The 24,244-nt window shown below is 65.2% G+C and carries 26 protein-coding genes; 20 read left to right on the top strand and 6 right to left on the bottom strand.

Translation table 11 applies throughout. The features are described from left to right. Positions 1-155: 155 nt before the first annotated feature. Positions 156-1,016 carry an NAD(P)-dependent oxidoreductase gene (locus HMI57_RS12620; protein WP_171586359.1) on the top strand — a complete coding sequence of 287 codons (861 nt, stop codon included), beginning with the start codon at positions 156-158 and terminating at the stop codon, positions 1,014-1,016. On the opposite strand, the gene HMI57_RS12615 is transcribed toward HMI57_RS12620, so the two are convergent. Continuing rightward, entirely contained in the window at positions 1,013-1,945 is a 933-nt protein-coding gene (locus HMI57_RS12615) for a DUF559 domain-containing protein (RefSeq protein ID WP_225667945.1), read from the bottom strand. The genes HMI57_RS12620 and HMI57_RS12615 overlap by 4 nt on opposite strands. Before the next feature lie 283 nt (positions 1,946-2,228). On the opposite strand from HMI57_RS12615, the gene HMI57_RS12610 reads away from it, so the two are divergent. From HMI57_RS12610 to HMI57_RS12595, 4 genes are all read left to right on the top strand, one after another. Continuing rightward, complete coding sequence (locus HMI57_RS12610) at positions 2,229-3,110, top strand: biotin--[acetyl-CoA-carboxylase] ligase (protein WP_171586358.1); 882 nt, start codon at positions 2,229-2,231, stop codon at positions 3,108-3,110. A gap of 18 nt (positions 3,111-3,128) precedes the next feature. Further along, entirely contained in the window at positions 3,129-3,689 is a 561-nt protein-coding gene (locus HMI57_RS12605; RefSeq protein WP_171586357.1) for a PH domain-containing protein, read from the top strand. A gap of 34 nt (positions 3,690-3,723) precedes the next feature. Further along, a complete protein-coding gene (locus HMI57_RS12600; protein ID WP_171586356.1) occupies positions 3,724-4,905 on the top strand; it encodes an adenylate/guanylate cyclase domain-containing protein in 1,182 nt (393 codons plus the stop codon). Positions 4,906-5,015: 110 nt separating this feature from the next. After that, entirely contained in the window at positions 5,016-5,783 is a 768-nt protein-coding gene (locus HMI57_RS12595; protein WP_171586355.1) for a protein phosphatase 2C domain-containing protein, read from the top strand. A 61-nt stretch (positions 5,784-5,844) separates the two neighbouring features. Here HMI57_RS12595 and HMI57_RS12590 read toward each other — a convergent pair whose 3' ends face one another. Then, on the bottom strand, positions 5,845-6,600 hold the full coding sequence (locus HMI57_RS12590; RefSeq protein WP_171586354.1) for a LysE family translocator: 756 nt from the start codon (positions 6,598-6,600) through the stop codon (positions 5,845-5,847). 129 nt (positions 6,601-6,729) lie between these two features. On the opposite strand from HMI57_RS12590, the gene HMI57_RS12585 reads away from it, so the two are divergent. After that, positions 6,730-7,641 carry a LysR substrate-binding domain-containing protein gene (locus HMI57_RS12585; protein WP_171586353.1) on the top strand — a complete coding sequence of 304 codons (912 nt, stop codon included), beginning with the start codon at positions 6,730-6,732 and terminating at the stop codon, positions 7,639-7,641. Between the two features lie 21 nt (positions 7,642-7,662). Here HMI57_RS12585 and HMI57_RS12580 read toward each other — a convergent pair whose 3' ends face one another. Then, a complete protein-coding gene (locus tag HMI57_RS12580) occupies positions 7,663-8,100 on the bottom strand; it encodes a hypothetical protein (RefSeq protein ID WP_171586352.1) in 438 nt (145 codons plus the stop codon). 35 nt (positions 8,101-8,135) lie between these two features. On the opposite strand from HMI57_RS12580, the gene HMI57_RS12575 reads away from it, so the two are divergent. From HMI57_RS12575 to HMI57_RS12550, 6 genes are all read left to right on the top strand, one after another. Then, complete coding sequence (locus HMI57_RS12575) at positions 8,136-8,849, top strand: VOC family protein (RefSeq protein ID WP_171586351.1); 714 nt, start codon at positions 8,136-8,138, stop codon at positions 8,847-8,849. 134 nt (positions 8,850-8,983) lie between these two features. Then, positions 8,984-9,460 (top strand): hypothetical protein, encoded by a 477-nt coding sequence (locus tag HMI57_RS12570; protein ID WP_171586350.1) that lies wholly within the window; start codon positions 8,984-8,986, stop codon positions 9,458-9,460. Between the two features lie 69 nt (positions 9,461-9,529). Continuing rightward, the gene (locus HMI57_RS12565; RefSeq protein ID WP_171586349.1) at positions 9,530-10,417 is read left to right on the top strand and encodes a hypothetical protein; all 888 of its coding nucleotides are present in this window, start codon (positions 9,530-9,532) and stop codon (positions 10,415-10,417) included. Positions 10,418-10,461: 44 nt separating this feature from the next. Further along, positions 10,462-12,642, top strand: coding sequence for an NAD-dependent DNA ligase LigA (gene ligA / locus HMI57_RS12560; RefSeq protein ID WP_346655203.1), 2,181 nt, complete (start codon positions 10,462-10,464; stop codon positions 12,640-12,642). Beyond that, entirely contained in the window at positions 12,639-13,490 is an 852-nt protein-coding gene (locus tag HMI57_RS12555; protein ID WP_171586348.1) for an inositol monophosphatase, read from the top strand. Before ligA ends, HMI57_RS12555 begins: the two co-directional genes overlap by 4 nt. Further along, on the top strand, positions 13,487-13,939 hold the full coding sequence (locus HMI57_RS12550) for a DUF2087 domain-containing protein (RefSeq protein WP_171586347.1): 453 nt from the start codon (positions 13,487-13,489) through the stop codon (positions 13,937-13,939). The genes HMI57_RS12555 and HMI57_RS12550 overlap by 4 nt, the downstream gene beginning before the upstream one ends. A 20-nt stretch (positions 13,940-13,959) precedes the next feature. Here the strand turns inward: HMI57_RS12550 and HMI57_RS12545 are convergent, their stop codons facing one another. Genes HMI57_RS12545 through HMI57_RS12535 form a run of 3 tightly spaced genes read right to left on the bottom strand, consistent with a single transcriptional unit; the run spans position 13,960 to position 15,473 of the window. Continuing rightward, positions 13,960-14,796 carry a formate/nitrite transporter family protein gene (locus tag HMI57_RS12545; RefSeq protein WP_171586346.1) on the bottom strand — a complete coding sequence of 279 codons (837 nt, stop codon included), beginning with the start codon at positions 14,794-14,796 and terminating at the stop codon, positions 13,960-13,962. A 6-nt stretch (positions 14,797-14,802) separates the two neighbouring features. Further along, a complete protein-coding gene (locus tag HMI57_RS12540; protein ID WP_171586345.1) occupies positions 14,803-15,195 on the bottom strand; it encodes a VOC family protein in 393 nt (130 codons plus the stop codon). Continuing rightward, the gene (locus HMI57_RS12535; RefSeq protein WP_171586344.1) at positions 15,192-15,473 is read right to left on the bottom strand and encodes a metalloregulator ArsR/SmtB family transcription factor; all 282 of its coding nucleotides are present in this window, start codon (positions 15,471-15,473) and stop codon (positions 15,192-15,194) included. The genes HMI57_RS12540 and HMI57_RS12535 overlap by 4 nt, the downstream gene beginning before the upstream one ends. 59 nt (positions 15,474-15,532) lie before the next feature. Between HMI57_RS12535 and HMI57_RS12530 the strand changes: the two genes are divergently transcribed. The 8 genes from HMI57_RS12530 to HMI57_RS12495 all read left to right on the top strand — a co-directional run bounded on the left by HMI57_RS12530 (position 15,533) and on the right by HMI57_RS12495 (position 24,161). Next, positions 15,533-16,219 carry an ABC transporter ATP-binding protein gene (locus HMI57_RS12530; protein WP_225667944.1) on the top strand — a complete coding sequence of 229 codons (687 nt, stop codon included), beginning with the start codon at positions 15,533-15,535 and terminating at the stop codon, positions 16,217-16,219. After that, positions 16,164-17,777 carry a DUF6297 family protein gene (locus HMI57_RS12525; protein WP_216607434.1) on the top strand — a complete coding sequence of 538 codons (1,614 nt, stop codon included), beginning with the start codon at positions 16,164-16,166 and terminating at the stop codon, positions 17,775-17,777. The genes HMI57_RS12530 and HMI57_RS12525 overlap by 56 nt, the downstream gene beginning before the upstream one ends. A 3-nt stretch (positions 17,778-17,780) precedes the next feature. Next, entirely contained in the window at positions 17,781-18,494 is a 714-nt protein-coding gene (locus HMI57_RS12520; RefSeq protein ID WP_171586343.1) for a GNAT family protein, read from the top strand. A gap of 58 nt (positions 18,495-18,552) precedes the next feature. Then, on the top strand, positions 18,553-19,068 hold the full coding sequence (locus HMI57_RS12515; RefSeq protein ID WP_171586342.1) for a GNAT family N-acetyltransferase: 516 nt from the start codon (positions 18,553-18,555) through the stop codon (positions 19,066-19,068). A 6-nt stretch (positions 19,069-19,074) separates the two neighbouring features. Beyond that, positions 19,075-19,491, top strand: a complete 417-nt coding sequence (locus HMI57_RS12510; protein WP_171586341.1) for a hypothetical protein — start codon at positions 19,075-19,077, stop codon at positions 19,489-19,491. Between the two features lie 405 nt (positions 19,492-19,896). Next, positions 19,897-21,357 (top strand): hypothetical protein, encoded by a 1,461-nt coding sequence (locus tag HMI57_RS12505; RefSeq protein WP_171586340.1) that lies wholly within the window; start codon positions 19,897-19,899, stop codon positions 21,355-21,357. A 51-nt stretch (positions 21,358-21,408) separates the two neighbouring features. Next, entirely contained in the window at positions 21,409-23,097 is a 1,689-nt protein-coding gene (gene pelF / locus HMI57_RS12500; protein WP_171586339.1) for a GT4 family glycosyltransferase PelF, read from the top strand. After that, the gene (locus tag HMI57_RS12495; protein WP_171586338.1) at positions 23,094-24,161 is read left to right on the top strand and encodes a putative glycoside hydrolase; all 1,068 of its coding nucleotides are present in this window, start codon (positions 23,094-23,096) and stop codon (positions 24,159-24,161) included. The genes pelF and HMI57_RS12495 overlap by 4 nt, the downstream gene beginning before the upstream one ends. Positions 24,162-24,244: the final 83 nt, after the last annotated feature.

Genomic DNA, 24,244 nt, shown 5'->3' with positions numbered 1-24,244 from the left:
AAAACGTCCGGCGTTTCACCCAGTCTAGTGACGGTTCTGGCCGTCCGGACTGTAGGACACCTACAATTTCCGCTTCGCTGTGTTAGCTCCACGCCGCATGTTACCCACGAGTAACAATTAGGTTTTTCGGGCCCCCGCCCCACTATTCTTACTTCATGACCGCCAGCAACGACGCCCCACGTCAGTCCAGCCCAGCCACCCTTGCGGGTCGCACCATTCTCATGTCCGGCGGTAGCCGGGGGATCGGCCTCGCGATCGCCCTGCGCGCCGCGCGCGACGGCGCCAACATCGCCCTGATGGCCAAAACGGGGGAGCCGCACCCCAAGCTCGACGGCACGGTGTTCACCGCCGCCCAGCAGATCCGCGACGCCGGAGGCAACGCCCTGCCCATCGTCGGAGACGTCAGGAACGACGACGACGTCGCTGCCGCCGTCGCGGCGGCCACCACCGAGTTCGGCGGGATCGACGTCGTCGTGAACAACGCCTCGGCCATCGATCTTTCCCCAACCCGGGAGGTCAGCATGAAGCGCTACGACCTGATGGCCGACATCAACGTCAGGGGTACGTTCCTGTTGAGCAAGCTTTCGCTGGAGGCGCTGCTGGCCTCGGAAAACCCACACATCCTGACACTGTCGCCGCCATTGAACCTGGAACCGAAGTGGGCCGGCATCCATTTGGCCTACACCATGGCGAAGTACGGGATGAGCCTGACCACTCTCGGACTGGCCGAGGAATTCAAGGCCGAAGGGATCGCGGTGAATTCACTCTGGCCGCAGACCCTGATCGACACCGCTGCGATCCGTAACCTCCCCGGCGGAGAGCAGATTGTGCACGGCGCCCGCAATGCTGAGATCGTCGCCGACGCCGCCCATGCGATCCTGGTTCGACCCTCCCGCTCCTGTACCGGCAACTTTTTCACCGACGAGGGCGTGCTGCGCGACGAAGGTGTCACCGACTTCTCCAGGTACAGCTTGGGAGCCACCGAGGACCAGCTGGTCCCCGATATCTTCCTCTAGCCGGGCCACCCCTGGCGGCGGAGCGCGCTCGCGGCTTTCGCCACGATCCAGTTGCTCCCCTGCCGGAGGTCCAGTTTGTTGAACCTGACCTGGGCCCAGCCGAGTTCGGCTGCCCAGGCATCGCGGCGGGCGTCGGCTGACTGCTGTTCAGGGGTCAGGTGATGGGAGCCGTCGTACTCAAGACAGGTCCGATACTCCTCGCACCCAAGATCGGTCCAGAATGCGACGCCCCCTGTCGGGTCGAATACAGGGCAATCGACAGTGAAGCGTGGAAGTCCAGCATCCTCAAGTGCCAACCTGACCCGGGTCTCAGGGGGTGAATCGACACCCACCCTTAGCCTGGCGAAGGCGGCGCGCGCGGCCGGGATTCCCTGCGTTCCGCTACGGTGGTCCAGAAACTGGCCCAGAGCGGCGAGTTGGATGATGGCGCGCTTCGTCTCGCCGAAGGACCGCTGGTGCGAGCAGACGAGATAGTCGCCCGCACACACGAGGTCCTCGTGTGTCAGCAAGCCGGCAAGGTCCAGCCAGGTGCGAGCCGGTGTTGTCACGGGCACACCATCGCGATCGAGGACGTCGCCCGGTTGGAGTGCGAGCCGATGCCCGTGCACGCCGCGCCGGCGCGGCACAGCTTTCCCTGCGCTCCGGGACAAATGCAATACCGTATCAACGCTGTACCGGCTTGGCAGCGGTATCCCATGGATGGCCGCTGCGGTGGTGTGGCTGATGAAGGACCCGGGGGCCAATTCGGTGTAGGGGCGGCACCGATCGAGGATGCCCTGAGTGGATTGTCGGGGCACCCGGATGCCCCTGCTCGGAAGGCTCAGGTCGCTGGCCCGGGTCCGGCTGCGCGGAACGCCGATGGCTGCCGCGGCGATGGTAGTGAATGACCGCCCGTCGATGGGTCCAGGGAGCGGCATGCGCTGTGTCATGGCTCCATTGGACCGCAAACAGCCACGCCACGGGATTGTTATCCACAGCGTTGGACCGCGTGTGCAGTTGTGGCGGGTAGGTCCGGTCGGCACCGACGAGAGTCACCAGCATTTGTGCAGTTGTGGCGGGTCCATTGTCCGGCGTCCGGTGTCCGTCGTCCCTCGTGTGCAGTTGTGGCGGGTGGTGGGGCGGAGAACCCACCAGAGGTGTACAAGCCCGGTAGGGGGACCCGCCACAGCTGTACAAATGCCCGGCCAAAGCCGTGCTGGGTAAGATCGCTGTATGACTTCCCGCTACTCCAACCTTGAACGCCCCGGTTTGGACGAAGCGGCGCTCCGGGACGCCCTGTGCGCGCCCAAGGGACCGTACGGCAGGCTCGACGTCGTCGCCGAAACCGGATCCACCAATACCGACCTGGTCCAGCACGCCCAGCACCGGGCGGGTGAGTGGCCGGACCTCAGCGTCCTCACCGCCGAACAGCAGAGCGCCGGACGCGGACGGCTGGACCGCCAATGGATCGCCCCGGAGCGGTCCTCGCTGATCGTGAGCATCCTGTTCCGACCCCGTAACCCGCAGGGCCGGCCGCTGCCCACGCAGAGCTACTCCTGGCTCTCCCTGCTCGCCGCGCTCGCACTGGCGGAAAGCATCGAGGAGCGCACCGAGATCAGTCCCCAGCTGAAATGGCCCAACGACGTGCTGGTCGACGGGCGGAAACTCGCCGGTGTCCTGGCGCAGCTGGTCGCCGACGACCGTGGGGGGCCAGCGGCCGTCGTCGTCGGCGTCGGAGCGAATGTGTCCCTGACCGACCAGGAGCTGCCCGTCCCCAGTGCCACCAGCCTGCTGCTCGAATATGCAACCACCACCGACCGGAACGTGCTGCTGCGGGCGTTCCTCCGCCGGCTCGCCGACCACTATGCCGCCTTCCAGGCGGTCGACGGCGACGCCCGCCGTGAATGGGCGGACGGCACTACCCTCGCGCAGCGGGTGAGTGACCGCATGGTGACCCTGGGTGAGCGCGTCCGGGTCGAGCTGCCGGGCGGGATGGAACTTCTGGGCCGCGCGCTGGGTCTTGATGCCCACGGCGCGTTGCTGGTCCGCGACGACGACGACGAACTGCACACTGTCACGGCGGGCGACGTCGTGCACGTGCGGCAGTTCCCCTAACGTGGGCGGCTGAGCACTGTGCGACTGAAACTCGCGCCGGGGGAGCATGTGATTGTGCGGACCCGTCCTCACCCGCGGCCGCTGGCGCTGCCGTTCGTGGGAGTGCTGGTGGTCCTGGCGGCGACTGGGTTCGGGCTGGGTCTGCTGAGCAGGCAGGGTCTCCCGCCCACCCTGGTCGACTGGGTGCCGCTCGCGGTGATCCTTATCCTGGCGGTGGCGGTCCTGATCCTGCTGCGGATGTTTGTGCGGCCATTGATGCGCTGGTGGGGAATGCGGTACATCCTGACCAGCCGCCGGCTGATCACCCGCCGCGGGTTTTCGACCCGGCGCGAGCATGAACTGGCGCTGGCAAGCATCTACCAGCTGGACACTTCCCAGACGCTGCTGCAGCGCTCCACCGGCAGCGGAAACCTCACGGTGGATCTGGGTCGCGACCGGACCGTGGTTTACCCGGACATGCCCCAGGTCCACACGTTCAAGGAGTTCATGGTGGAGGCGATCGGCGACCTCCCACTGACTGTGATGTTTGATGGTGTAGACATGGAAGCTGACCAGGTGCACGACCTCGAGGGTTATTGATCACCGGATGACAGCACGGACGGGAGAAGAGCGGATGACGGTTGACGACCAGTCCGACAGGGAACAGGACGAGTCGCAGCCCACCCCTGCCCCGGAATCGGCGGGGAAGGGCTCCGAAGCGATCAGGGGTTACGAATCGGGAACCGACGTTCCTCAGTTGGAAGTTCCCCAGGTGGAGCTGAGCCGCGAGGCGATCCGGAACCTGGAGATCGAACTCCTCGGTGCCGAGCGGACCCTGCGACGCCGTGACGTTGCCGCCCGCGCAGGGGTGTCCCTGCTGTCGGCACGCAAGCTCTGGCGGGCCATGGGCTTCCCGAACATCTCCGACGAGGACGTTGCCTTCACTGAGAAGGACAAGGATGCGCTGATCACCATCATCGAACTGGTCCGCAGCGAGAAGGTCTCCGAGAACGCCGCCATCTCCATCACCCGGGCCATCGGGCAGATGACCGACCGGATGGTGGTCTGGCAGATCGAGGCACTGGTCGAGGAAATGGCTGCGCAGCGGCAGATCCCCGACGCCGTCGCCCGGAAGGCCCTGGTCGCCGAACTGCCCGACCTCATCGAACCCCTGGAGAAGACGCTGGTCTACGCGTGGCGCCGGCAGTTGAACGCCGCGGTCCAACGGCTCGCACTGCGCGCCGAATCCGGTCTCCAGGCCAGCGCGGAGGGCCGGATGGGCGACGAGGACGACGCCCCGCTGCCCCTGGCCCGCGCCGTCGGCTTCGCTGACCTCGTCTCCTATACCAGCCTGTCCCGGCAGATGAACGAGCGCACCCTTGCCCACCTGGTGCAACGCTTCGAGAACGTCTGCGCCGAGATCATTTCGGTCGGAGGCGGCAGGCTCGTCAAGACCATCGGCGACGAGGTGCTCTACATCGCCGAATCGCCGGAGGCCGGTGCCGAAATCTCGCTCGCCTTGGCCAAGGCGTTCACCGAGGATCACCTGCTGCCCTCGGCCCGCGTGTCAATGGTGTGGGGCCGCATCCTGTCCCGTCTCGGCGACATCTACGGGCCGACGGTGAACCTGGCGTCGCGCCTGACCTCGTTGGCGGAGCCCGGCACCGTCCTGATCGACGCGTCGACGGCAGCGACCCTGCGGGAAAACGAGCGCTTTGTCCTGATCCCGCAGAAAGCGCGGACCATCAGGGGCTTTGGCGAAGTCACCCCGGTGACCCTCGCACGGGGCACCGGCACCGGACTGGTCCTCGACTAGCGACGCGGGGCAGAAATCCCCACGGCACCGGCCTCTAGGGACGGTCGGCTAGGGTAGCCAAGTAACTACGTGACACATTGCATTGACGGAAGCTGGATGACAGGGCGTAAATGACAACCGACGACACATCGGCCGCGGGCCTCGACCTCACGGTGAGCTGCGGGTACGCGTCGGACGTCGGGCTGCGCCGCGAGCACAACGAGGACTCGCTCATCGCGGCCAACCCCATCTTCGCCGTCGCCGACGGGATGGGCGGCCACGAGGCGGGCGAAGTGGCCAGCAGCATCTGTATCCGCACTCTCGGCGAGAGCCGGATCGCCGGACACCCTTTTCCTGATCTTGACCCTGATGAACTGCAGGAACTCCTGGTCCACGCCGATGAGCAGATCCGCGCGGAGACGGGCGGGCGTGCCGGTACCACCCTGAGCGGGACGGTGCTGGTGCAGGAGACGGGCGTCCCCTACTGGCTGGTGTTCAACGTGGGTGATTCGCGCACGTACCGTTTCAGCCAGGGCGGTCTGGAGCAGATCACCGTTGATCATTCCGAGGTGCAGGAACTCGTGGACTACGGCCGGATCACTCCCGAGGAGGCCCTGACCCACCCGCGACGGCACGTGGTCACCCGCGCGCTGGGTACCGGGAGCGATATCGACGCCGATTTCTGGCTGATCCCCGCCGCTGCGGGCGATCGCATGCTGGTCTGCTCGGATGGTCTCATCAACGAGGTCGGTGACGAACAGATCTTCGACCTGCTCGCCTCGATCGCGCACCCCCAGGAGGCCACCGATGCCCTGGTGCAGGCGGCGCTGAGGGCCGGTGGCCGGGACAACATTTCGGTCATTGTTGTCGATATCGCAGGCGACGCAGCAGAAAGCTAGGACGGCGCAGTAACCCGGTACGTCCTCGCTGGCTACCCTGGTAGTCAGGGCTAGCCGTGGATCAGGTCATGGCGACGAGAACGGGGGTCATGGTCATCACGCCCAGAGCGATGAAGATACCCCCTGACACCCGCTCGATCCACCGGGTGACAGCTGGCCGATTGAGCCAGACGCTCGCCGTATGGGCTCCGAAGGCAACCATGGCGAGGTAGCCGCCAATCACCACTGAAATGGTCCCGCCGACGACGGCGATCATGTATAGCGCACCGGTGCCGGCGGGGGTGAACTGGGGGATGAGGGCAAGGAAGAACAGGCCGGTCTTGGGGTTCGTGACGCAACAGAGTATCCCTGCACTGAACGCCTTCCATCCCGAGGTCGCCGCTGCCCGGGTGTCAGTCACCGATGATTCCAACAGCGCCGCTGACACCGCCGGGATCGATGGCGAAGGCAACTGCTCTTCGCCCGCCGACGGCTCCGTGGCAGTCCCGGCTCCGGCCGTGACCCTCCTGGTGGCTGGCGCTGCGACCCGAGCGCGAGGGTGGCTGGTCACGGAGCGGTAGCCGAGGTAGAGAAGGTACAGCCCTCCCACCACGCGCAGCGTGTGGAACGCGGCAGGGGAGTCCTGGAAGAAGGTCGCCACACCTGCTGCGACCAGGGCTGCCCAGACGAACACTCCCAGTGCGGAACCCAGGGCTGCACAAAGTCCGGTCCGGCGGCGACGCAGTGAGTACTTCAGGGTCAGGAGGGTGTCCGGCCCGGGTGTGATCGCCAGGATGACAGCGACACCCAGAAGGGCGAGGTAGTTCGCTGTGGTCATTGAGTGGTTCTTTCTGATCAGCGGGGGAAATGTGGAACCGGGTGTTCCGCACTCCAGAATGACATCTTCTGTCAGATGGCACCAGCAGATATTTAGCGACAATTGGCAGTCAACGACATATGATGAGGGATGATCGATCCCCATAAGCTCGTCATCCTGCGTGCCGTCATCTCCGCGGGATCAGTGCACGGCGCAGCCGCCGGGCTGCACCTCACCCCCGCCACCGTCAGCCAGCACCTGCGCGTCCTCGCACGTCAGACCGGACTGGTGCTGTTCGAGAAGCGGGGCCGGGGTATCGACGCCACACCGGCCGCCCTGCATCTGGCCGAGGAGAGCGGCCAGGCCCTGGCAAGCCTGGAGCGGCTTGACCGCAGCGTCGCAGATCTTCGGGCCGGCCGCGCGGAACAGATCACGTTCGCCTGCTTTGCATCAGTGGCCCAGGCCTGGATGCCCCATGTGGTGGGGGTTTTGCGGGACCGGTTCTCTGCCACAGTGGTCGAGATCATTATCAGCGAACTTCAACCGGGCGGGACCAGGTGGCAACCGGACATCGACATTCGCAACGAACCCACTGACGGTGATCCATTGAATCTTGAGGGCTATCAACGACATGTTCTCGCCGAGGAGAAGCTGGATCTGGTGCTACCGGCGGATCATCCCCTGTGCTCCCAAGAGGTGGTGGACATGATCCAGCTCAGGGATGAGCCATGGATCGATCACGACATCAATGATGGACCAACCGGGCAGATCATCGCGCGGGCCTGCACCACCGCAGGGTTCACGCCCCGGTATGTTGCCCGGCTGGACGACCACCATGGCGCCCTCAGCCTGACCGCTGCTGGCCTGGGGGTGACCATGCTCCCGCGCATCGCTCTCACCCGGCTGCCCGACAACCTGACCATCCGGCCTCTTGCCGGCCCCGGGGTCGAACGCCGAATAGTAGCCTTCACCAGGACGCATCCAATTCGCGCCCGGATTATCCACACCGCCCTGACCGCGCTCCGTGAGATTGCCGGTCAGACCGAAGCCTTGAGTCGCTGAACGCCAGTCCTCCGGTGGACGCTAGGGGTGGGATTTACCCACGGGGTCACCGGCAGCCTCAGCAGCGTCAACAGCCGGTGGGAAGAGGCGCCGGACGCCGCCGCGGGCCAGCATCAGGACGATGATCAACGCGGTCACCTGGAAAAATCCGCCGAGATAGACGGCGTCCCCGAAGACCAGAGCCACCAACTCCAGCACCAGGAACTTACTTCCCGGCAACACCAGCAACAGAGCGATGGCGTTGATTGCCCGGGCGGTCCCAGTCTGTGCCTCGCGTACCCGCCGGATGATCAGTTTCTTCACCCGCAACACCAGCTCCAACACGAGCTTCAGCAGGATCGCCGTGAGCAATGCCAGGATGAACGTCTCCGAGATGACCGCTGGAAGCAGCTGGATGAACAGGCCGAGAACCACCAGGTAGACGAAGACGTCAACGAGATCGATCGGCCGGATCCGCATGCAGCAATGTTAACGCTGGAGGTAGGGTGTGGACCATGTATCTGGAGAACATCGTCATTGACGCGATGGAGCCGCATCGCCTGGGACAGTTCTGGGAGGCAGCGCTCGACGGCGAACGGCTCACCGACGAGCCCGGCATCTTCGAAACACGGCTGGCCGTCGATGGCGGACCGGCGCTCGATCTATGCTTCCAGCGCGTCCCCGAACCGCCGTCGTCGGAACCCCGGATTCACCTGGATCTGCTCGGCGGGAATCGCCAGGCCGACGTCGTCGAGCGGTTGCTCGGGCTCGGTGCACAGCATCTCGACATTGGACAGGGCGGTGTGCCCTGGACCGTGCTCGCCGATCCGGAAGGCAACGCCTTCTGCGTCATGAATGAGCGGCCGGCCTATTCCAACACCGGACCTATCGCTGCTCTGCCGATCGATTCTGCCGATCCGGAGCGGGACGCCGCGTTCTGGTCGTGGCTCACCGGATGGCCCCAGCTGGCCGGATCGCCCACCACGTTGCGGCATCCCTCCCATCGCGGCCTATTGCTCGAGTTCTGTCCCGAGCCTGCACCGAAGGGAACCGCGAAAAACCGGCTTCACCTCGATGTCCGGCTCGAGTCCGCAGACAACCCCGACGACGTCGCCGAGGGGATCGCCACCCGTGGCGGGCAAGAGCTCCACCCCGACTGGGGCGACCTGCCCTGGCGGATCTATGCCGACCCCTCGGGCAACGAATTGTGCGTCCTGCCAGCCCGATAAGCTCGGGGCACCGAGGTTCTGCTAGTGATCGTGAACGACGGTTGTTGACCGGCGGAGAAGGATGAGAGGTTTACGTGGTTGAGTTGCGTCTGGTTCCTCCGCCCGACCCAGAGAACCGTCTACCGGATGAGCCGTTGTCTGAGAATTACGTGGCTTGTCCTGATGGTGTCCTGGTGTCCGGGCACTACATCGAGTGGAATGGGAACTTTTACGAGGGCTACTCGATCGGCACCGACATGTGGATCAGGCACCGGGTCGCAGAAGATTTGTCGGCTGAATGGATCCCGCTTCCCGGCTCCTTCAATCCAGGGTCCGGGAGGACTACCTACCGCCGGAGGGTCCTGACGGCGGAAGTAGAACGCTATGTGAGCCTCACCTCCACCGGGATGTGGCGGGGACTTCAGTTCGGGATCATCGCCTACTCCGAAGACGGAACCGTCGCCGTGCGCGGGGGATACTCGCCGGAGATGATCGAACTGTTGGAATCTGGGGCAGCACCGCAGCTCGAGGCCGTGGAAGCGGGCCGGGCAGGTGTCATCGGGGACCTTCCTTGGTCGCAGATGTCAGATTTCAGCACCATAATGACCGATTTGGCCCTGCCTCAGGCCTAGGGTCATCCGCACTTCCGGACCCGTGGTAGACATGGGGCGTAGCCCCGGACACCAACGTAAGGACTCGCAGTGATTTTCCAGAAGGCCCTCAGCCCGGCACACGTTGCGCAACTCGTGGAGGGCAATCGGGACACCATCTCCGGGTTTGTGCTCAACGCTGCCGACGTCGTCGGGCTGTCGAAGGATCGTCTGTACCAGGCGCATGGGGTGGGATTCGCCGGGTCGCCCTGGGACCCCAACGCCGCCTACTTCGATGTGCTCCGCTTTGCCGAGCCGCCGGCCGTCTACGTTCACACGCCAATCGCCCCTGAGTTCGTGGATCGCCCGCCGTTCACGGGCAACGGCTTCGCATTGTTCGATGGCGGCTACGTGCCGCAATACTTCCTTGACGAGGTGAGGATCCCGCCTGCAGCTGAGCTGTACCGGATCACCCCGGACGGCAATGCCGCCTTCCTTGCCGTCTACCGCGATGTCGCCAACGGGTGGGCTTTGGCCCAGGGTTCGGGCCTGGCGACTCCAGCCCCTAGCCTGCCCTCTCTCGTCATGGGGTGGGTCGCCGTCTGGGACGGCTTCCGTTTCAGCGCCGACCTGGTGAAGGACAACACCGCTGTGATCCTCGCAGCAACCAGCCAGCCACCCGAAGAGGTTGGCGGATTCACTCAGACCGAACGCGGCTGCTGGGCCCGTGAAGTGCCCCTGACGGACCTTGATGAGCTGTTTGAGCTCAACTCCACCTGCCGTTTCAAGGGCGAGCCGTTCAGGATCACCGCTGTGTCCTACGACGGCGAAACCCGCGTGTTCCGCCTTTTCTACACCGGTCACAACGCCGACACTGCCGAAGCTATGCGGCTCAACAAGTCCGACGCCGGCGTGTACTGGACAACAGTCCCCGAAACCGAGGTCACCGACGTCGAGCTGATCCAGAACACGCTGAAGGATCTCCGGGTCGGCTCCTAGCGGCACAACAAGCATCCTGCTTACTACTGAGGCAAGATAGGACTGTGGCCAGAACACCTGATAACCCAGACATCGAACTCGCTCCGGATCAGACCCCGGTAGATTCCCTGCGGGAGGAATACGACTCGCTGGCCGAGGAAGTGCGCCGTCACCGGTTTGCCTACTACAACGAGAACGCGCCGACCATCTCGGACGCCGAATTCGACGAGCTGTTCCGCCGGCTGGAGAAGATCGAGGCGCTTCACCCCGAACTGGTAGCCAACGATTCCCCGACCCAGGAAGTCGGCGGTGACGCGTCCTCCGCATTCGCCGCCGTGGACCACCTGCAGCGGATGTACAGCCTGGAGGACGTCTTCTCGCTGGACGAACTGGATGTCTGGGTAGGCCGTGCCGCCGCCAGCGTTGAGTCCGTCAGTCCGGGGAGCACCATCAAGTGGCTGACCGAGTTGAAGATTGACGGTCTGGCAGTCAACCTGCTCTACCGGAACGGGGAGCTGGTTCGTGCCGCTACCCGGGGGGATGGCACCACCGGTGAGGACATTACCCACAACGTCCTGACCATCAAGTCGATCCCCAGGGTCCTCGCCGGGACCGGCCACCCGGCCGAGATGGAGGTCCGCGGTGAGGTCTTCTTCCCGTCCGCGGCGTTCGCCCAGCTCAACGAGCGGATGGTGGCCGCGGGGAAGGCACCGTTTGCCAACCCCCGCAACGCCGCAGCCGGTTCCCTCCGCCAAAAGGACCCTGCACTGACCGCCGAGCGCCCGCTGGACATGTACGTGCATGGTATCGGCGTCCGACTGGGACTCGCAGCGCAGTCCCAGTCGGAAACCTACGGCCTGCTGAAGGAATGGGGCCTGCCCACCTCTCCCTACTACAAGGTGCTCGACGACGCACCTGCGGTGGTTGACTTCATCGAGCACTATGGGAAACACCGGCATGACCTGTTCCACGAGATCGACGGCATCGTCGTCAAGGTCGATGATTTCGCGTTGCAGCGGGCCCTCGGACACACCTCGCGGGTGCCCCGCTGGTCGGTGGCCTTCAAGTACCCGCCCGAAGAGGTCAACACCCGGCTGCTCGACATCCGCGTGAACGTGGGCCGCACCGGCCGCGTCACGCCGTTCGGGATGATGGAGCCGGTCAAGGTCGCTGGCTCCACAGTCGAGATGGCGACCCTGCATAACCGGGACGTGGTCAAGGCCAAGGGGGTCCTGATCGGGGACATGGTGGTGCTCCGCAAGGCGGGGGATGTGATCCCGGAGATCGTGGGCCCAGTGGTCGCCCTCCGTGACGGGACCGAACGCGAGTTCGTCATGCCGACCGAATGCCCGTCCTGTGGCACCCCGCTCGCCCCGGCGAAGGAGGGCGACGTCGACATCCGCTGCCCCAATGCCCGGTCCTGCCCGTCCCAGCTGCGGGAGCGGGTGTTCCACCTCGCCGGTCGAGGGGGCTTCGACATCGAAGCGCTCGGGTGGGAAGCGGCGATCGCGCTCACCCAGCCCGCCGAGCCGACCAACCCACCGCTGACCTCCGAGGCGCAACTGTTCGACCTGACCCCCGAGGCGCTCGCCGACGTGCGGATCCTGCGGGACAAGCGGGTCAAGGGCGAGGTGGTCGGCAAGGAACTGGTGCCCTACTTCTACACCAAGGGCACCGCCAAGAAACCGTCCGAACCCAGCGCCAACACCCGGCGTCTGTTCACCGAATTGGAGAAGGCAAAGCAGCAGCCGCTGTGGCGCGTCCTGGTCGCACTGTCGGTCAGGCATGTGGGACCGACGGCCTCGCGAGCCTTGGCCACAGCGTTCGGCTCGATGGACCGCATCCGGGCGGCCTCCGAGGAGGAACTGGCGAACGTCGACGGCGTCGGCCCTACCATCGCCGCAGCGCTCACCGAGTGGTTCGCTGAGGACTGGCACCGGGAAATCGTTGATGCGTGGGCTGCCGCGGGGGTCCGGATGGAGGACGACGTCGACACCTCCATGCCCCGCACCCTTGAGGGAGTGACGGTCGTCGTCACCGGATCGCTGGAACGCTACAGCCGGGATGAAGCGAAAGAGGCGATCATCCAGCGCGGTGGCAAGGCGTCGGGATCGGTTTCGAAGAACACCCACTACGTAGTGGCGGGGGAGAACGCCGGCACCAAACTGGACAAGGCCGAAGCCCTGGGGCTGACGGTGCTGGACGAGGAAGGCTTCACCCGGCTGCTCGAGGAGGGGCCCGCGTGAGTGTTACCCCGACGGAGCTGCTGCACCTGGCAAAACAGGCTGCCTCTGCGGGAGCTGACGTGTTGGTCCGCCGGACAACCGAGGCCATGGGATCGCAGAACAAGAGTTCGGACAGCGATTGGGTGACGGCTTTCGATCTGGCGGCCGAGCGCGCCGTGCGGAATGTCATCTCCCGGTCCCGACCCCACGACGTGATCACCGGTGAGGAGCTTGGAACCACTGTTCCCGACAGGGCCTCCGGAGCGGACCAGGTGCGGTGGTCCATCGACCCGCTGGACGGCACCACCAACTTCATCCGCAACATTGTCTACTACTGCACGTCGGTGGCGGCCGCCGATGCCGATGGCCGCTGGCTGGCCGGGGTGGTCCATGCGCCGGCGCTGGACCGGGTGTACTGGGCAGCGGCCGGGCAGGGTGCCTGGGTGAGGGATCATGGCCGGGTGGCCCGTCTCGAGGGCCCCGAGAACGGACGGGTCGGCGCCCTCCTGGGCACCGGTTTCACCTACGACGCCGCCGCCCGGGCGCAGCAGGTGGGGGAGTTGTCCTCACTCCTCGAGGGGTTTGGGGACGTCCGTCGGCTGGGATCGGCGGCACTTGACCTGTGCATGGTGGCGGATGGCACCCTTGACGGGTATCTAGAACGGGGACTGAATGAACACGATTGGGCTGCCGGCGTCCTCATCGCCGAGGAGGCCGGCGCCACGGTGCTCCGCCCGGATCTTACGTCCTCGCTCGACGGCGGGCCGGATGCAGCCGAACGGTTCGGAGCCTTTACCGCCGCCGGGACACCGGAGCTGGTGCAACGGGCCACCGCACTGACCTCGCTCCCGCCGGGGAGCAACGCATGACCACGAGTTGGCAAAAGGCCTTCTCAACCCTCTCCGCACCACGGTTGCGCGAGCTCTACGCCGCTGCTGTGCTCGGCCAGCACACCGATGCGTCGACGAAAGAACTGGAAAAACTCACGACGGCGGGGCTGCTGACCACGCACGGCACGGTGAACGCCGACCTGTTCCAGGAAGTGCTGGCAGCCTCCGCCCGGAAAAAGCCGCAGGGCGTTGACCGGTTCTTCCTCGACGGACGGTTGGACGGGTTGCCACGGAACCCTGCGGAACGCACTGCGGTTCTTGAGCACCTGACCCAACGGCTCATTCCCGCGGACCAGGAGCTCTCCGAACGGGAAGTGAATCTGGTGCTCGCCACCGTCACCCGGGATATCCCCACCTTGCGCCGGGCACTGGTGGACTATGGCCACCTGGTCCGGCGCCCGGACGGCACCGGGTACCGACGCGCCTGAGCGTGAGGCTGTCGACGTCGTCAGCGCTCGTGCGGGGCATCCGGATCCGCTGGAGCCTCCTCGCGCCGCTTGTCGATCAGTTCCTTGGTGCGGACCAGGCGAAGCAGCGTCACGAGGAGCAGTCCACCCAACATGTTGAACGCCAGGGTGTATCCAAACCAACCGAGCCACTGCAGGTAGCTGATGTCGGCACCGGAATGGATGGCGGCGAAGATCAGCAGGGAATCCAGGATTGAGTGGAACAGCTGCAGGCCCGCCAGCAGGAATCCGCCGATGACCGTTGCCACGATCTTGGCGACGTCGTTGGATGTGCCCTGCTGCATCCGGCTCATCAGGGTGATGGTGCTCCCACCGAGCACGGCCAGCGCGACCACCTGCAGGGAGAACGGCGCATCAATGAAGTGGTGTGCACTCTCGGCAACCGTCTCGTTCCACTCCGGGAACGCCTGCATGACTATCCAGACGAAGGCCCAACCGCTGACCAGGTTCGCGACGAGGGTGCCTCCCCAGAGCTTGCCTAACTGCTTCAGGCTGCCCTCTTTAGCGACGACTGCCGCTACCGGCATCAGGAAGTTCTCGGTGAACAGCTCACTGTGAGCCAGGAACAGGGCGACGAGGCCCACGCTGAACGCAAGCCCGGCGAGCAGGTGATCACCCGTCTCGTGCAGTACCGCCAGATAGGCCATGATGCCCAACCCAATTTCGAACCCTCCGAACACCCCCGTGACCAGGATGTTCCGGAAGGTGCGATGCAGCCGCTCGGCACCCTCTTCGACGGTGTTGTCGAAGGACTCCTTCAGCTCATCCTCGACCGGGGCATCTGTGTCCCCGAGTTCCCTTCGACGTGCTTCACTCATAACGCCTCAGACCTGTTTCATTTCGACCAACTGAATCAGGTTGCCACAGGTGTCATCGAAAACGGCCATCATTGCAGTACCAATGTCGGTGGGAGCCTGGGTGAACACCACTCCCTTTGCGGTGAGCCGGTCATACTCGGACTGCAGGTCCTCCACAGCGAACTGTGCCAGGGGGATTCCGTCTTCAATCAGCGCATCGCGGTAGGGCTTCACCGCGGGGTGGCTGGACGGTTCCAGCAGGATTTCGGGGCTGTCGGGGGATTCAGGCGACCGGACGGTCAGCCAGAAGTCCTCACCCAACGGGATGTCGTGGCCCTTGGTGAAGCCCAGGACGTCGGTGTAGAAGGCTAACGCCGCTCGCTGGTCGTCAACGAACAGGCTGGTCAGTGCGATTTTCATTCGGTCCTCTTCTCGGTGGGCCATCTGCCGGTGATTTCGGCGAGAGGCCCCGGATTGAAATAGTGGAACTTGGAGCGGCCGCGCCGCTCGGTCACCACCAGGTGGGCTGACTCAAGTACGGCCAGATGCTGCGAGATCGCCTGACGGGTCAGGCCCCGCTGGTGTCGCATGGCGAGCACCGAACATATTTCGAACAGGGTCTGACCGTCGCGGGCTGACAGTTCGTCAAGGATGATCCGCCGCGTTTCGTCGTCGAGAGCGTGGAAGACGTCGGCCATGAACCCAGTATAGGCAAGTAGCTGCTTGCCTATCAAGGGCTCAGTACTACGATGAGTGAATGGCTGAAATGGGGGCAGTACTTCAGGCCACGGGACTACTCGTTGGCTATTTCAGGGCGCCGGTCTGTGGTGAGGTGTCCGTGACGGTCCACCAGGGTGAGGTTCTCGGCGTCGTCGGCGTCAACGGCGCAGGCAAATCGACTGTCGTCCGGACGCTTGCGGGTCGGCAGCCCGCCCTGGCTGGCGACGTGCTGGTGCAGGGTCTGCCAGCGGTCCCCGATGCCGTGATGTTCCGTCGCCAGGTCTCGGCGATCTTCGATGATGACGTGTTCTTCCCGGCCCTTACCGTCCGGGAACATCTGCTGCTCGTCGCACGTGGCCATTCACTGGATTCCCCGGACGAGCGGGTCGAAGCCGAGCTGGAGTTCTTCGGGCTCCAGGAGAGGGCCGACGTCGTTCCCGAGTCCCTGTCCTCCGGCCAGCGGCGGCGGCTCCTGCTGGCGGCCGGGCTGATCCGGCCATCATCCCTCCTGATCCTTGACGAACCCGAACAGCGACTCGACCCGGTCATGCGTGATGCGCTCGCGCAGCGGATCAGGGACCACGCAGAGGCGGGTGCCGCTGTCGTGCTGGTGACCCACGATCCGCGGTTGCTGGTGCAGACCGCATCGACCTGCCTGGTGATTGACGATGTCGTCGAGCAACTCGACCCTGACCGGGGAGCTGCGATCATTGCCGGCTCCTGAAGCGCTTCGGCTCCGTCCCGCCGCCGGTGCGGACGCGGACGGGGCCCTCGCCACTGCCCGAGCCGTCGTCGCCTTCACCCGCACGTCGTCCCGCCGGTACAACCGTGCCCGGACCTCGGTTGGCGGGCTCTTCGTTGATATCTACTCGAACGCTCTCGCCCTGGCCTGCGTCCTCGCGATCGCCGGCTCCTTTGTGGTTGCGCTGCGCGACGAGATTGCTCGCAGGGATCCTACCCAGGGCGGTTTGGCTGACACGCAGTGGCACATACTCCCCGCCGAACTCATGTGGTTTCTCTTGACCTACCTTGCACTGGCTGGCCTTCTTACCGTGGCCCGACGCCTTGGACCAGCATCGGTGAGTTCCAGCGAAGGGTCCTGGTGGCTGCCGCTACCGGTTGACCGGCGCCCCATGGTCCTCCCTGGAACCGTCCGCCTCATCCTGGGGATGGGACTGGCCAGCGCAGTTGCGTACTTGCCCTTCAGTTTCCTGACCGAACTGGGCAGGTCAGGGACGGCCCACCTCCTGGCGTCGGCCACTTTTGGTCTGACGGCCGTGATCGCAGTCGGCGGCGCGGCGGTGCTGCAGCTCCGGGCCAGACCCACACGCGGCGAACGGGTGTGGCCGGTCCTGACGCTCCTCCCGCTGGCTGTGCTGCCCTCACTGGCCGCTGCCGTCTGGCCGCTCGCGCTCGCAGGCGTGACCTCGCTGGTGGTGCTCGCCTATGTGCTACCGAGGGTCGGTTCAGTGGCCGGGCACGAGCTGATCCGTGGGGGAGGCGTGTCGGGTCATGCAGGGGCTTCGGTGTTCCTGCTCGATGTCAATGAGCTCCGCAGGGCGCTGGCGCCGGATCCACGACTCAAAGCATCACAACGGGCGCGGAAACTGTACGCACGGCCAACCCGCAGCCCTCTCACGGCTTTGGTGCGAGCCGATATCGTGTCGTTCCTCAGGTTGCAGCGCGGGCTCGCCGGGCCACTGCTCTGGATCGGAGCCTGTATTGCTCTGGTGCTGGCTGACGCTGCCCTGCCAGCCCTGGTCCAGCTCCTTGTCATCACCATCGCCGGATGCGTGACCGCAGGCAGCATGGGGGTCGTCGCGCAACGGACCGCGCTGGTGCCGGATCTCGATTCGATGCTTCCGGTGTCCTCATGGGCGGTGATGCTCAGCCGGATGCTCATGCCAGCGGCGGTGATGAGCCTCTGGATGGCAGCCGTGACCGGAATGCTCGTGATAGTCGGCGCCGGCGGACCGGCTCTGATACTGCTGGGTGCGGTGGCTGGCCTCGGGATGGGGGCTGGATCCGTGCGGGCCGCCACCAAACCGCCCACCGATTGGACCGCCCCGGCTGCCGAGACGCCCTTCGGTCCAGTCCCACGTGCCCAGATCGCTGCCCTGATCCGTGGTCTGGATGTGACTGTCCTGTCGATGGTGCCGGTGCTGCTTGCCCTGTACATCGGAGACGTCTATCCCTGGCTGGTCGGGGTGCAGGCGGCAATCAGCGTCGGGATTGTCCTGATCCAGATGGCCGCGAAGCCCAGTTCCCAGTCAGGAGCCTGAGCTGTGTTTTCTCCGAGAGTGACCCAGCACTGGATCCCTGCGGAACTGTCCCCGGGGACGGCGGGGAGCGTCCAGGTGGTCATCGACCCGTCAATGGCTGAGGACCGGGCGGTGGCAGTGTTGCACGTAGTGGACGGCCCCAGTCTGCTCACTCTCACACCCGAACGGGCCCAGCTCCTCGGTGTCTCTTCCCACCAGGGAATCCGCGTCGAGGACCTCGCTCCGCGACTCGCTGCCGCGGGGATTAGGCTGAACGGTCCGGACTGCCTGTTCTACCTTCCCGCCACCGATCACGAAGCAGTCAGGAGTGAACCCAGTCCCGAAGGCACGAGGCAGCTCACACCGGAAGACCAGGAGGCCTTTACCCGTTTCACGGGTCAGGCACCGGCAGCGGACCTGGACGAAGCGTTCGTCGAACTCGACCATTGGCTCGCGTTCGGCACGTTCACCGGGGGGAGATTGGTCGCCGCGGCGAGCATGTATCCCTGGCGCGGCACCAGGCTGGCCGACCTCGGAGTCATCACCTTGCCAGCCGACCGTGGCCACGGACACGCCCGGCGGGTAGTGAGAGCCATCAGCTCGATGGCTCTGCAACTGGGTTACGAACCGCAGTACCGGTGCCAACTGAGCAACGTGGCGTCGGCTGCGCTGGCGGAATCGGCGGGATTCGTCCGCTTCGGCCAATGGGACGTTGTGGAGAAGCAGCAGGACCTGTAGCAGAATTGGAAGGCGGCATTCCGGCGTCGTGCCCGTCCGCCTTCCCGATGAGGATTAGATGACCACCACAGCACCAACCGACCTCGTGATCCGCCCCGTCACTGCGGCGGATTACGACGACGTCCGCCGCATCACCTGCGCCGCCTACCTGGAGGCGGGGTACTTTGAGGGACCGGACCACCCCTACCTGCTGGTGCTGGCCGACGTCGAACACCGTGCTGAGCACGCCGAGATCTGGGTGGCCGAGCGGGAGTCAACGGTGGTGGCATCGGTGGCGATCACCTTTGAGGGGCAGCGCTACACGGACATTGCCGTTGCCGGCGAGCTGGAGTTCCGCATGCTCGCCGTTGACCCGGCCTGTCAACGGGGCGGGGTGGGACGGCAGATGGTCGAAGCGATCATCGAGCACGCGCGGTCGTTGGACGGCATCACCGCAGTATCTCTGACCAGTGGATCCGACATGACCCGCGCGCATGCGCTGTACCGGTCCTTGGGGTTTGAACGCCAGCCGGAACGGGACTGGTGGGTACGGGACGAGGAAATCCTCCTCTGGGTCTTCCGGCTGACCCTGTAGCCGGCGATGAAACATCGGAGGCACACCCTGACCCGGGCCCAGCGGGCGCTCGCGACCGCCGGTGCGATCGCGCTCAGCGCTGGCCTGTGGCTGGGCTGGTTCGCCTGGGACACGGGCTACCAGATTGACCCTGCCACCGGTTCGGCGTCGGGCCCCTACGAGCCCTGGCAGGTAATCGGGTGCGTGGCCTCGTGGGTTGCCCTCGGGTGGATCGCGAACAAGTTCCTCGCACCGGCCATCGTCATCCTCGCCATGCCCGCTGGTTTCACTGGCGCGTTCGCTGTCACGGCCGCCACCTCAGACGACTCGGGGCTCTGGATGATCGGTGCCACTCTCGTCGCCTTTGGCACACTGGCCGGAACCGTTCTCCTGGTCGCCGCGATGAACTGGCGCAGACCGGCCATCGACAGCACCTCCCGTTAGGAATCGACCGGTTTTCGGCTGTGCAATTGGTCACAGGCTCCCGCCGGGGAGCAGGGCCGCCTGACCCGCAGCGCCGCAGGCTTCCCCGGTATCGCGGGGATTCGGACCGTTAGCGGTCAAACGTTCAAGTAACTACGCGGTTTCTCCAAGTACCTGAATGAGTGCCCTAGGTAAGCGTTACTCGTGACGACGCTGCACCTGACAGATATTTTTCTAGAAGGTGCTCGCTGGCAGAGCCGGCGACGACGCACCCCTGGCCTTCGGGCGGGAAAAATCGGATCCATCTGCCGGTGGCCTCACCAGCACCAACGCATGGCTCAATCCGAATAACCGTCTCATTCACGTCTCACAGCGCGGCCGCCGCACCCGGGTTCCACACCGGGACCGACGGGCCCAGGGGAAATCATGACATCGCTACAGTCCCTCCTACAGGACTCCTTTGCCCGACGACGCACGATCATCATCATGGTTGCGCTCATCCTGACGGCGCTCGTACCGCTCACTGACAGCATCCTCCCCGCGGGGTGGTCCTACGCCCTACTGGGTGCCGGCGCAGTCCTGTTCATGGCGGTGCTGCTGCTGGCCAGGCCCCGCCCCAGCTCCTCAGGAGGAGATCGGGTGAAGACCGAGGGCAGCTCCCGGCCCGGTGCCGGTCTGCTCCTGTACCTCTCGCCAGTGATCCTGCTGAATCTGGTTTACCCGCTGGTCAGCCCCGAGATGGCGGCTGTCAGCGTGGGCGGAGTCCAACTCACGCTGGTGGTCCTTGCTTCCTCAATCACCGTGCCGTGGCTCGCGCAGGCCGCCTGCCTTCCGGCATACCGAGCCATCGGAGACCTGATGGCCGAGCGTGACATGCTTGCGATCACCCGCCGCTTCTGCACCACGTGGCCGGCCATGCTCGTTCAGGCCCTGCCGATCGTCCTCGTGTTTGCGGTCCCGCTCTGGCTGGCGACTGACTGGTCCTTCACCGCCCTCGCGACCTACGCCGCCCTGGTCGCCCTGCACCTGCTCTTCGTCCAGTCGCTCGTTCTGGCGAATGTTGGCGACCGCCGCGGCCTGTGGGCCATCGCCTGGGTGGGATACGCCGCGGCCCTCTTCATCGCTCCCACCATCTGGTGGCTCCCACCGCTGGTTGGCGCGCTCACCCAGATCGTCGCCATGGGGCGCGGGCTGTCTGCCATCAGTCTCACCCGGCGCCTCGGTGCACGCGACTTCGCGACTGACCTGGTCCGCGGGCTGTTGCTCGGCGCGGTGCTCTGGGCCGACAAGTTTGTGCTCTTTCTCGTCACCGACGGCGACTTCCAGGTAGTGATCGTGTTCCTGGCCATGCTTCCCGCGGTCATCGCCTACAACTACTACTTCGTGAACCTGGCACCGCGCGTCGACAAGGCTGTGGCCGAACTCCACCACACCATCGCCAACGAGCCACTCACCGTTCTGGCCAAGCGATCGAAGCGGCTCAGCAGGACGGTGGACCGGGCTATCCTCAGCACCGGAGCCGTCGGCATGGTTCTCGTCCTCGTCGTGTCGCTGCTCCTCGATGGCATCCAGCCGGTCAACGTTCTCCTGACGGTGTCGGTGGGAGTGGCCTCGTGGGCCTTCATGATCCTCACCCTCCTCAGCTACGAACTGGACTACATCGGCGAGAAGATCCTGCCCCAGGTGCTGGGTGGTATCCACCTGGCGCTCTGCGTCGCTGCTTTCCTGCTCGTCGGCGTCGTCGACACCTCTGGCGGAGCCGCGCTCGCCTATGGCGCCCTCGTGGTTGCCGACCTTGTCCTGGTCGGCGTCGCCTGGACCCTCTACAAACGTCACTGGGCGCAGCCCGAGTACACCCTCTTCTGGCGTCACGCTACCTCCTGGTAGCCCGGCCCTCTTCCCCTCCGTCCTGCGCAAGACTCTGCCGAAGGAAAAACCATGTACGTGTTCAAAACCCCCAAGTCACGCCGCGCCCGCCAGCACTCAGCCGTCGTCCTGCCCGGTCAGGCAGTGGCACAGCACCAGTACGACGACGTCGATGTCGCCATCGTGATGGAGTCCACCTACCCCTACCTCAAGGGTGGGGTCTCGGCAGTGGTGCACGACATCGTGACCCATAACCCGGACCTCACCTACGGGATCATCCACATCACCTGGGACTCGGAAGCACCCCACGAGGATCTCTACGGGATGCCCGAGAACGTGGTGTGGGTGCGGCCCGTGTACCTGAGCATGCAGGAGCACCGCCACGACTTTATGGCCGTCTCGTCGAAGGACCTTGGGATGAGCCCCGCCGAACGGTCCGCGCTCGCCAACCGTCTCTTTGATGCGCTCTACGCCCTGTCCGAGCGGCGCGAGGTGGAACCCCTCTGGGAACTGATCGATGAAGGTTTCAACCAGCGCACGCGCTCCTACCCGCTGTGGGCGCTACTGGGGACCCGTGAATTCATGGAGGCACTCTCCCTCCGGATGCCGCAACTTGACCTCTCGCTCGCTGACTCATTCTGGACCCTGCGCAACTTCCTCTCCCTCGCATACGCGATCCTGGGGGAGACCATGCCGAGGGCCCGCGTGTACCACGCGCACACCACCGGCTATGCCTCCCTGCTCGGTGCCGCAGCAGCGCGGGATCACGGCACTTCGTTCCTCCTGACCGAGCACAACCTGTACGTCCGCGACACGGTCAACACGCTGCTGGACCGGAACATGGCGCTGTCAATCACCTCTGAGGACTACCGCACGTTCGATGTGACCCCGGAGCAGCGGGCCTGGATGGCCTGGTGGACCGAGATGGGCCACTTCTGCTATCCGAGTGCGGCCCTGATCACCTACCTGTATCCGACGGCGATCACCGAGGCGGCCCGCCTGGGCACCGACATCGACAAGGCAGTCGTGGTGCCGAACGCAATGGTCATCGAGGAGTTCGAGGACAAGTACAAGGCGCGGCTCACCGCTCAGGCACACCTGATCGAGAACGGTGATGACCACGTCTGGCGGCTCGTCTACATTGCCCGCGTGGTCCCGATCAAGGGGCTGCTGGACCTGCTGTCCAGCATGGACATCCTGCGCCGTCACGGATTCCCCAACCTGCACCTCGACGTCCTCGGGCCAACCGAGCATGTGCCCAAGTACTACGAGGCGTGCCTCGCGAAGATCGAGAGCCTGGGGCTTCACGACCATGTGACGGTCCATGGCACGGTGAACGTCCGTGACATGCTCCACCAGTTCGATCTCCTCGTCCTGCCCAGCTACAACGAGGGCCAGCCCATTGTGGTCCTCGAAGCCATGGCCGCAGGGATTCCCACCGTCGGCACCGACGTCGGCGGCATGAGGCAGCTGATCGGGGATCAGCTGCTGACCAGCGACGGCCGCACCGTCGGTTCCTGTGGCGAGCTTGTCGTCGCGGGCGACGTCCAGCAGATGGCTGACAACATCCGCACCGTGATCGGGAACGGGAAGCTCTACTCCGAGTACGCCGAGAACGCCCGGACCCGGGTCCAGGAGTTCTTCCAGATGCACGAGATCATGTCCTCGTACAACGAGATCTACCGAACGGTCGGTGACATCTCCGACCTGCGAAACCTCACCACTGCCGAACTGGATGAGTTCACCCGGGCCGGCCTATGACCGGAGTCGGCGCCTGGATCCGGTATGGCGACCCGTTTCTGCCGGGGCAGCTGGCTTTCGCCGCAGAGCACTACCGGGTGGCGATCCTTCAGCCCTGGGAGACAGCCGCCGCGGCGGAGCTAAAACGACTTCGGCCGGACATGACAGTGCTCTGCTACAAGTGCCTTTCCTCGACCCGCAGCTACGAGCCGGGGCCGGTCTACAGCTCGGGTGTCTCCTATGCGGAGGCCGACGACGGCTGGTTCGCCACGCGTCTCGACGGCACCCGTATCGAGTGGGAACGCTACTCGGGACACTGGCAGATGCAGGTGTGGGATCCGGCCTATCAGCGCCGCTGGGTGGACAACGTGGTTGAGGAGCTGCGCGACTCTCCCTTCGACGGCGTGATGGCCGACAACGATGTCTTCGATGACTATTACGGCTTGGGGTTGCCCATTGACGGCGCAGCGGAGATGGCGGAACTACGGACCGCGCTCGGCGACCTGGTGAATGCCGCGGGCACGGCATTGAACGGGGTGGGCAAGATCCTGGTACCGAACATCGCCGAGTCGCGGCGTGAAGCCGGGCGGTGGGAGTCGCATGCCGCGTTTGGTGGCGGCTTCGAGGAGGTCTGGCTCGGCTACAGTCCGGTCCACCTGTTCGATCCGGTGACGGCTGAGGCGCAACTGTCGCAGGCTGCCGGGCCCGGGCTCTCCATCCTGCGGGTCCCCACGGATGGCGATGACCGGCATCCGAACTTCGCCTACGGATTGTCCGCCTTCTGGATCTTCGGGGCGGGCCGCGGTGCGTACTCGGCCACCGCCCATGACGACTACAGCCGCACTCAGTACGCCCCGGAACTGGACTGGCAGCTCGGCGATCCGACCTCTGATCCCGTGGGCAAGAACCATTCCTGGTGGAGAGAATTCGAGGACGGATTCGCGGCCGTCAACTTCAACAGTGATGGCCGCCGCCGCCGCAAGGTTAAGGTTCCCGCCGGAATGGTTGACGCTGAGGGCAGTCCCGCGCCGTCGACCGTGGTGCTTCCTCCGCGCACCGGCGTGATGTTCCGCCGCCCCGCCTGATCAAGCCCCCTATCAGGGGGGTTTGGGAAGTTTTTCCGCAGGATTCTCCCAGATTCAGAACATTCCGGGATCTTGCCTCCGGC

The organism is Arthrobacter sp. 260 (assembly GCF_013116745.1).
Classification (GTDB): Bacteria; Actinomycetota; Actinomycetes; order Actinomycetales; family Micrococcaceae; genus Arthrobacter_D.
The sequence above is the reverse complement of the archived record's forward strand: the minus strand, read 5'-3'. Positions and strand labels throughout refer to the sequence as shown.

Excerpts from the sequence above, each read along its gene's own strand:
- HMI57_RS12585 (WP_171586353.1), top strand. The coding sequence starts at position 6,730 with ATGATCGATCCCCATAAGCTCGTCATCCTGCGTGCCGTCATCTCCGCG.
- HMI57_RS12595 (WP_171586355.1), top strand. The coding sequence starts at position 5,016 with ATGACAACCGACGACACATCGGCCGCGGGCCTCGACCTCACGGTGAGC.
- HMI57_RS12615 (WP_225667945.1), bottom strand. The coding sequence starts at position 1,945 with ATGACACAGCGCATGCCGCTCCCTGGACCCATCGACGGGCGGTCATTC.
- HMI57_RS12580 (WP_171586352.1), bottom strand. The coding sequence starts at position 8,100 with ATGCGGATCCGGCCGATCGATCTCGTTGACGTCTTCGTCTACCTGGTG.
- HMI57_RS12575 (WP_171586351.1), top strand. The coding sequence starts at position 8,136 with ATGTATCTGGAGAACATCGTCATTGACGCGATGGAGCCGCATCGCCTG.
- HMI57_RS12505 (WP_171586340.1), top strand. The coding sequence starts at position 19,897 with ATGACATCGCTACAGTCCCTCCTACAGGACTCCTTTGCCCGACGACGC.
- HMI57_RS12495 (WP_171586338.1), top strand. The coding sequence starts at position 23,094 with ATGACCGGAGTCGGCGCCTGGATCCGGTATGGCGACCCGTTTCTGCCG.
- HMI57_RS12550 (WP_171586347.1), top strand. The coding sequence starts at position 13,487 with ATGACCACGAGTTGGCAAAAGGCCTTCTCAACCCTCTCCGCACCACGG.
- HMI57_RS12540 (WP_171586345.1), bottom strand. The coding sequence starts at position 15,195 with ATGAAAATCGCACTGACCAGCCTGTTCGTTGACGACCAGCGAGCGGCG.
- HMI57_RS12525 (WP_216607434.1), top strand. The coding sequence starts at position 16,164 with ATGTCGTCGAGCAACTCGACCCTGACCGGGGAGCTGCGATCATTGCCG.
- HMI57_RS12620 (WP_171586359.1), top strand. The coding sequence starts at position 156 with ATGACCGCCAGCAACGACGCCCCACGTCAGTCCAGCCCAGCCACCCTT.
- pelF (WP_171586339.1), top strand. The coding sequence starts at position 21,409 with ATGTACGTGTTCAAAACCCCCAAGTCACGCCGCGCCCGCCAGCACTCA.
- HMI57_RS12535 (WP_171586344.1), bottom strand. The coding sequence starts at position 15,473 with ATGGCCGACGTCTTCCACGCTCTCGACGACGAAACGCGGCGGATCATC.
- HMI57_RS12610 (WP_171586358.1), top strand. The coding sequence starts at position 2,229 with ATGACTTCCCGCTACTCCAACCTTGAACGCCCCGGTTTGGACGAAGCG.
- HMI57_RS12590 (WP_171586354.1), bottom strand. The coding sequence starts at position 6,600 with ATGACCACAGCGAACTACCTCGCCCTTCTGGGTGTCGCTGTCATCCTG.
- HMI57_RS12515 (WP_171586342.1), top strand. The coding sequence starts at position 18,553 with ATGACCACCACAGCACCAACCGACCTCGTGATCCGCCCCGTCACTGCG.
- HMI57_RS12530 (WP_225667944.1), top strand. The coding sequence starts at position 15,533 with ATGGCTGAAATGGGGGCAGTACTTCAGGCCACGGGACTACTCGTTGGC.
- HMI57_RS12510 (WP_171586341.1), top strand. The coding sequence starts at position 19,075 with ATGAAACATCGGAGGCACACCCTGACCCGGGCCCAGCGGGCGCTCGCG.
- HMI57_RS12545 (WP_171586346.1), bottom strand. The coding sequence starts at position 14,796 with ATGAGTGAAGCACGTCGAAGGGAACTCGGGGACACAGATGCCCCGGTC.
- HMI57_RS12600 (WP_171586356.1), top strand. The coding sequence starts at position 3,724 with ATGACGGTTGACGACCAGTCCGACAGGGAACAGGACGAGTCGCAGCCC.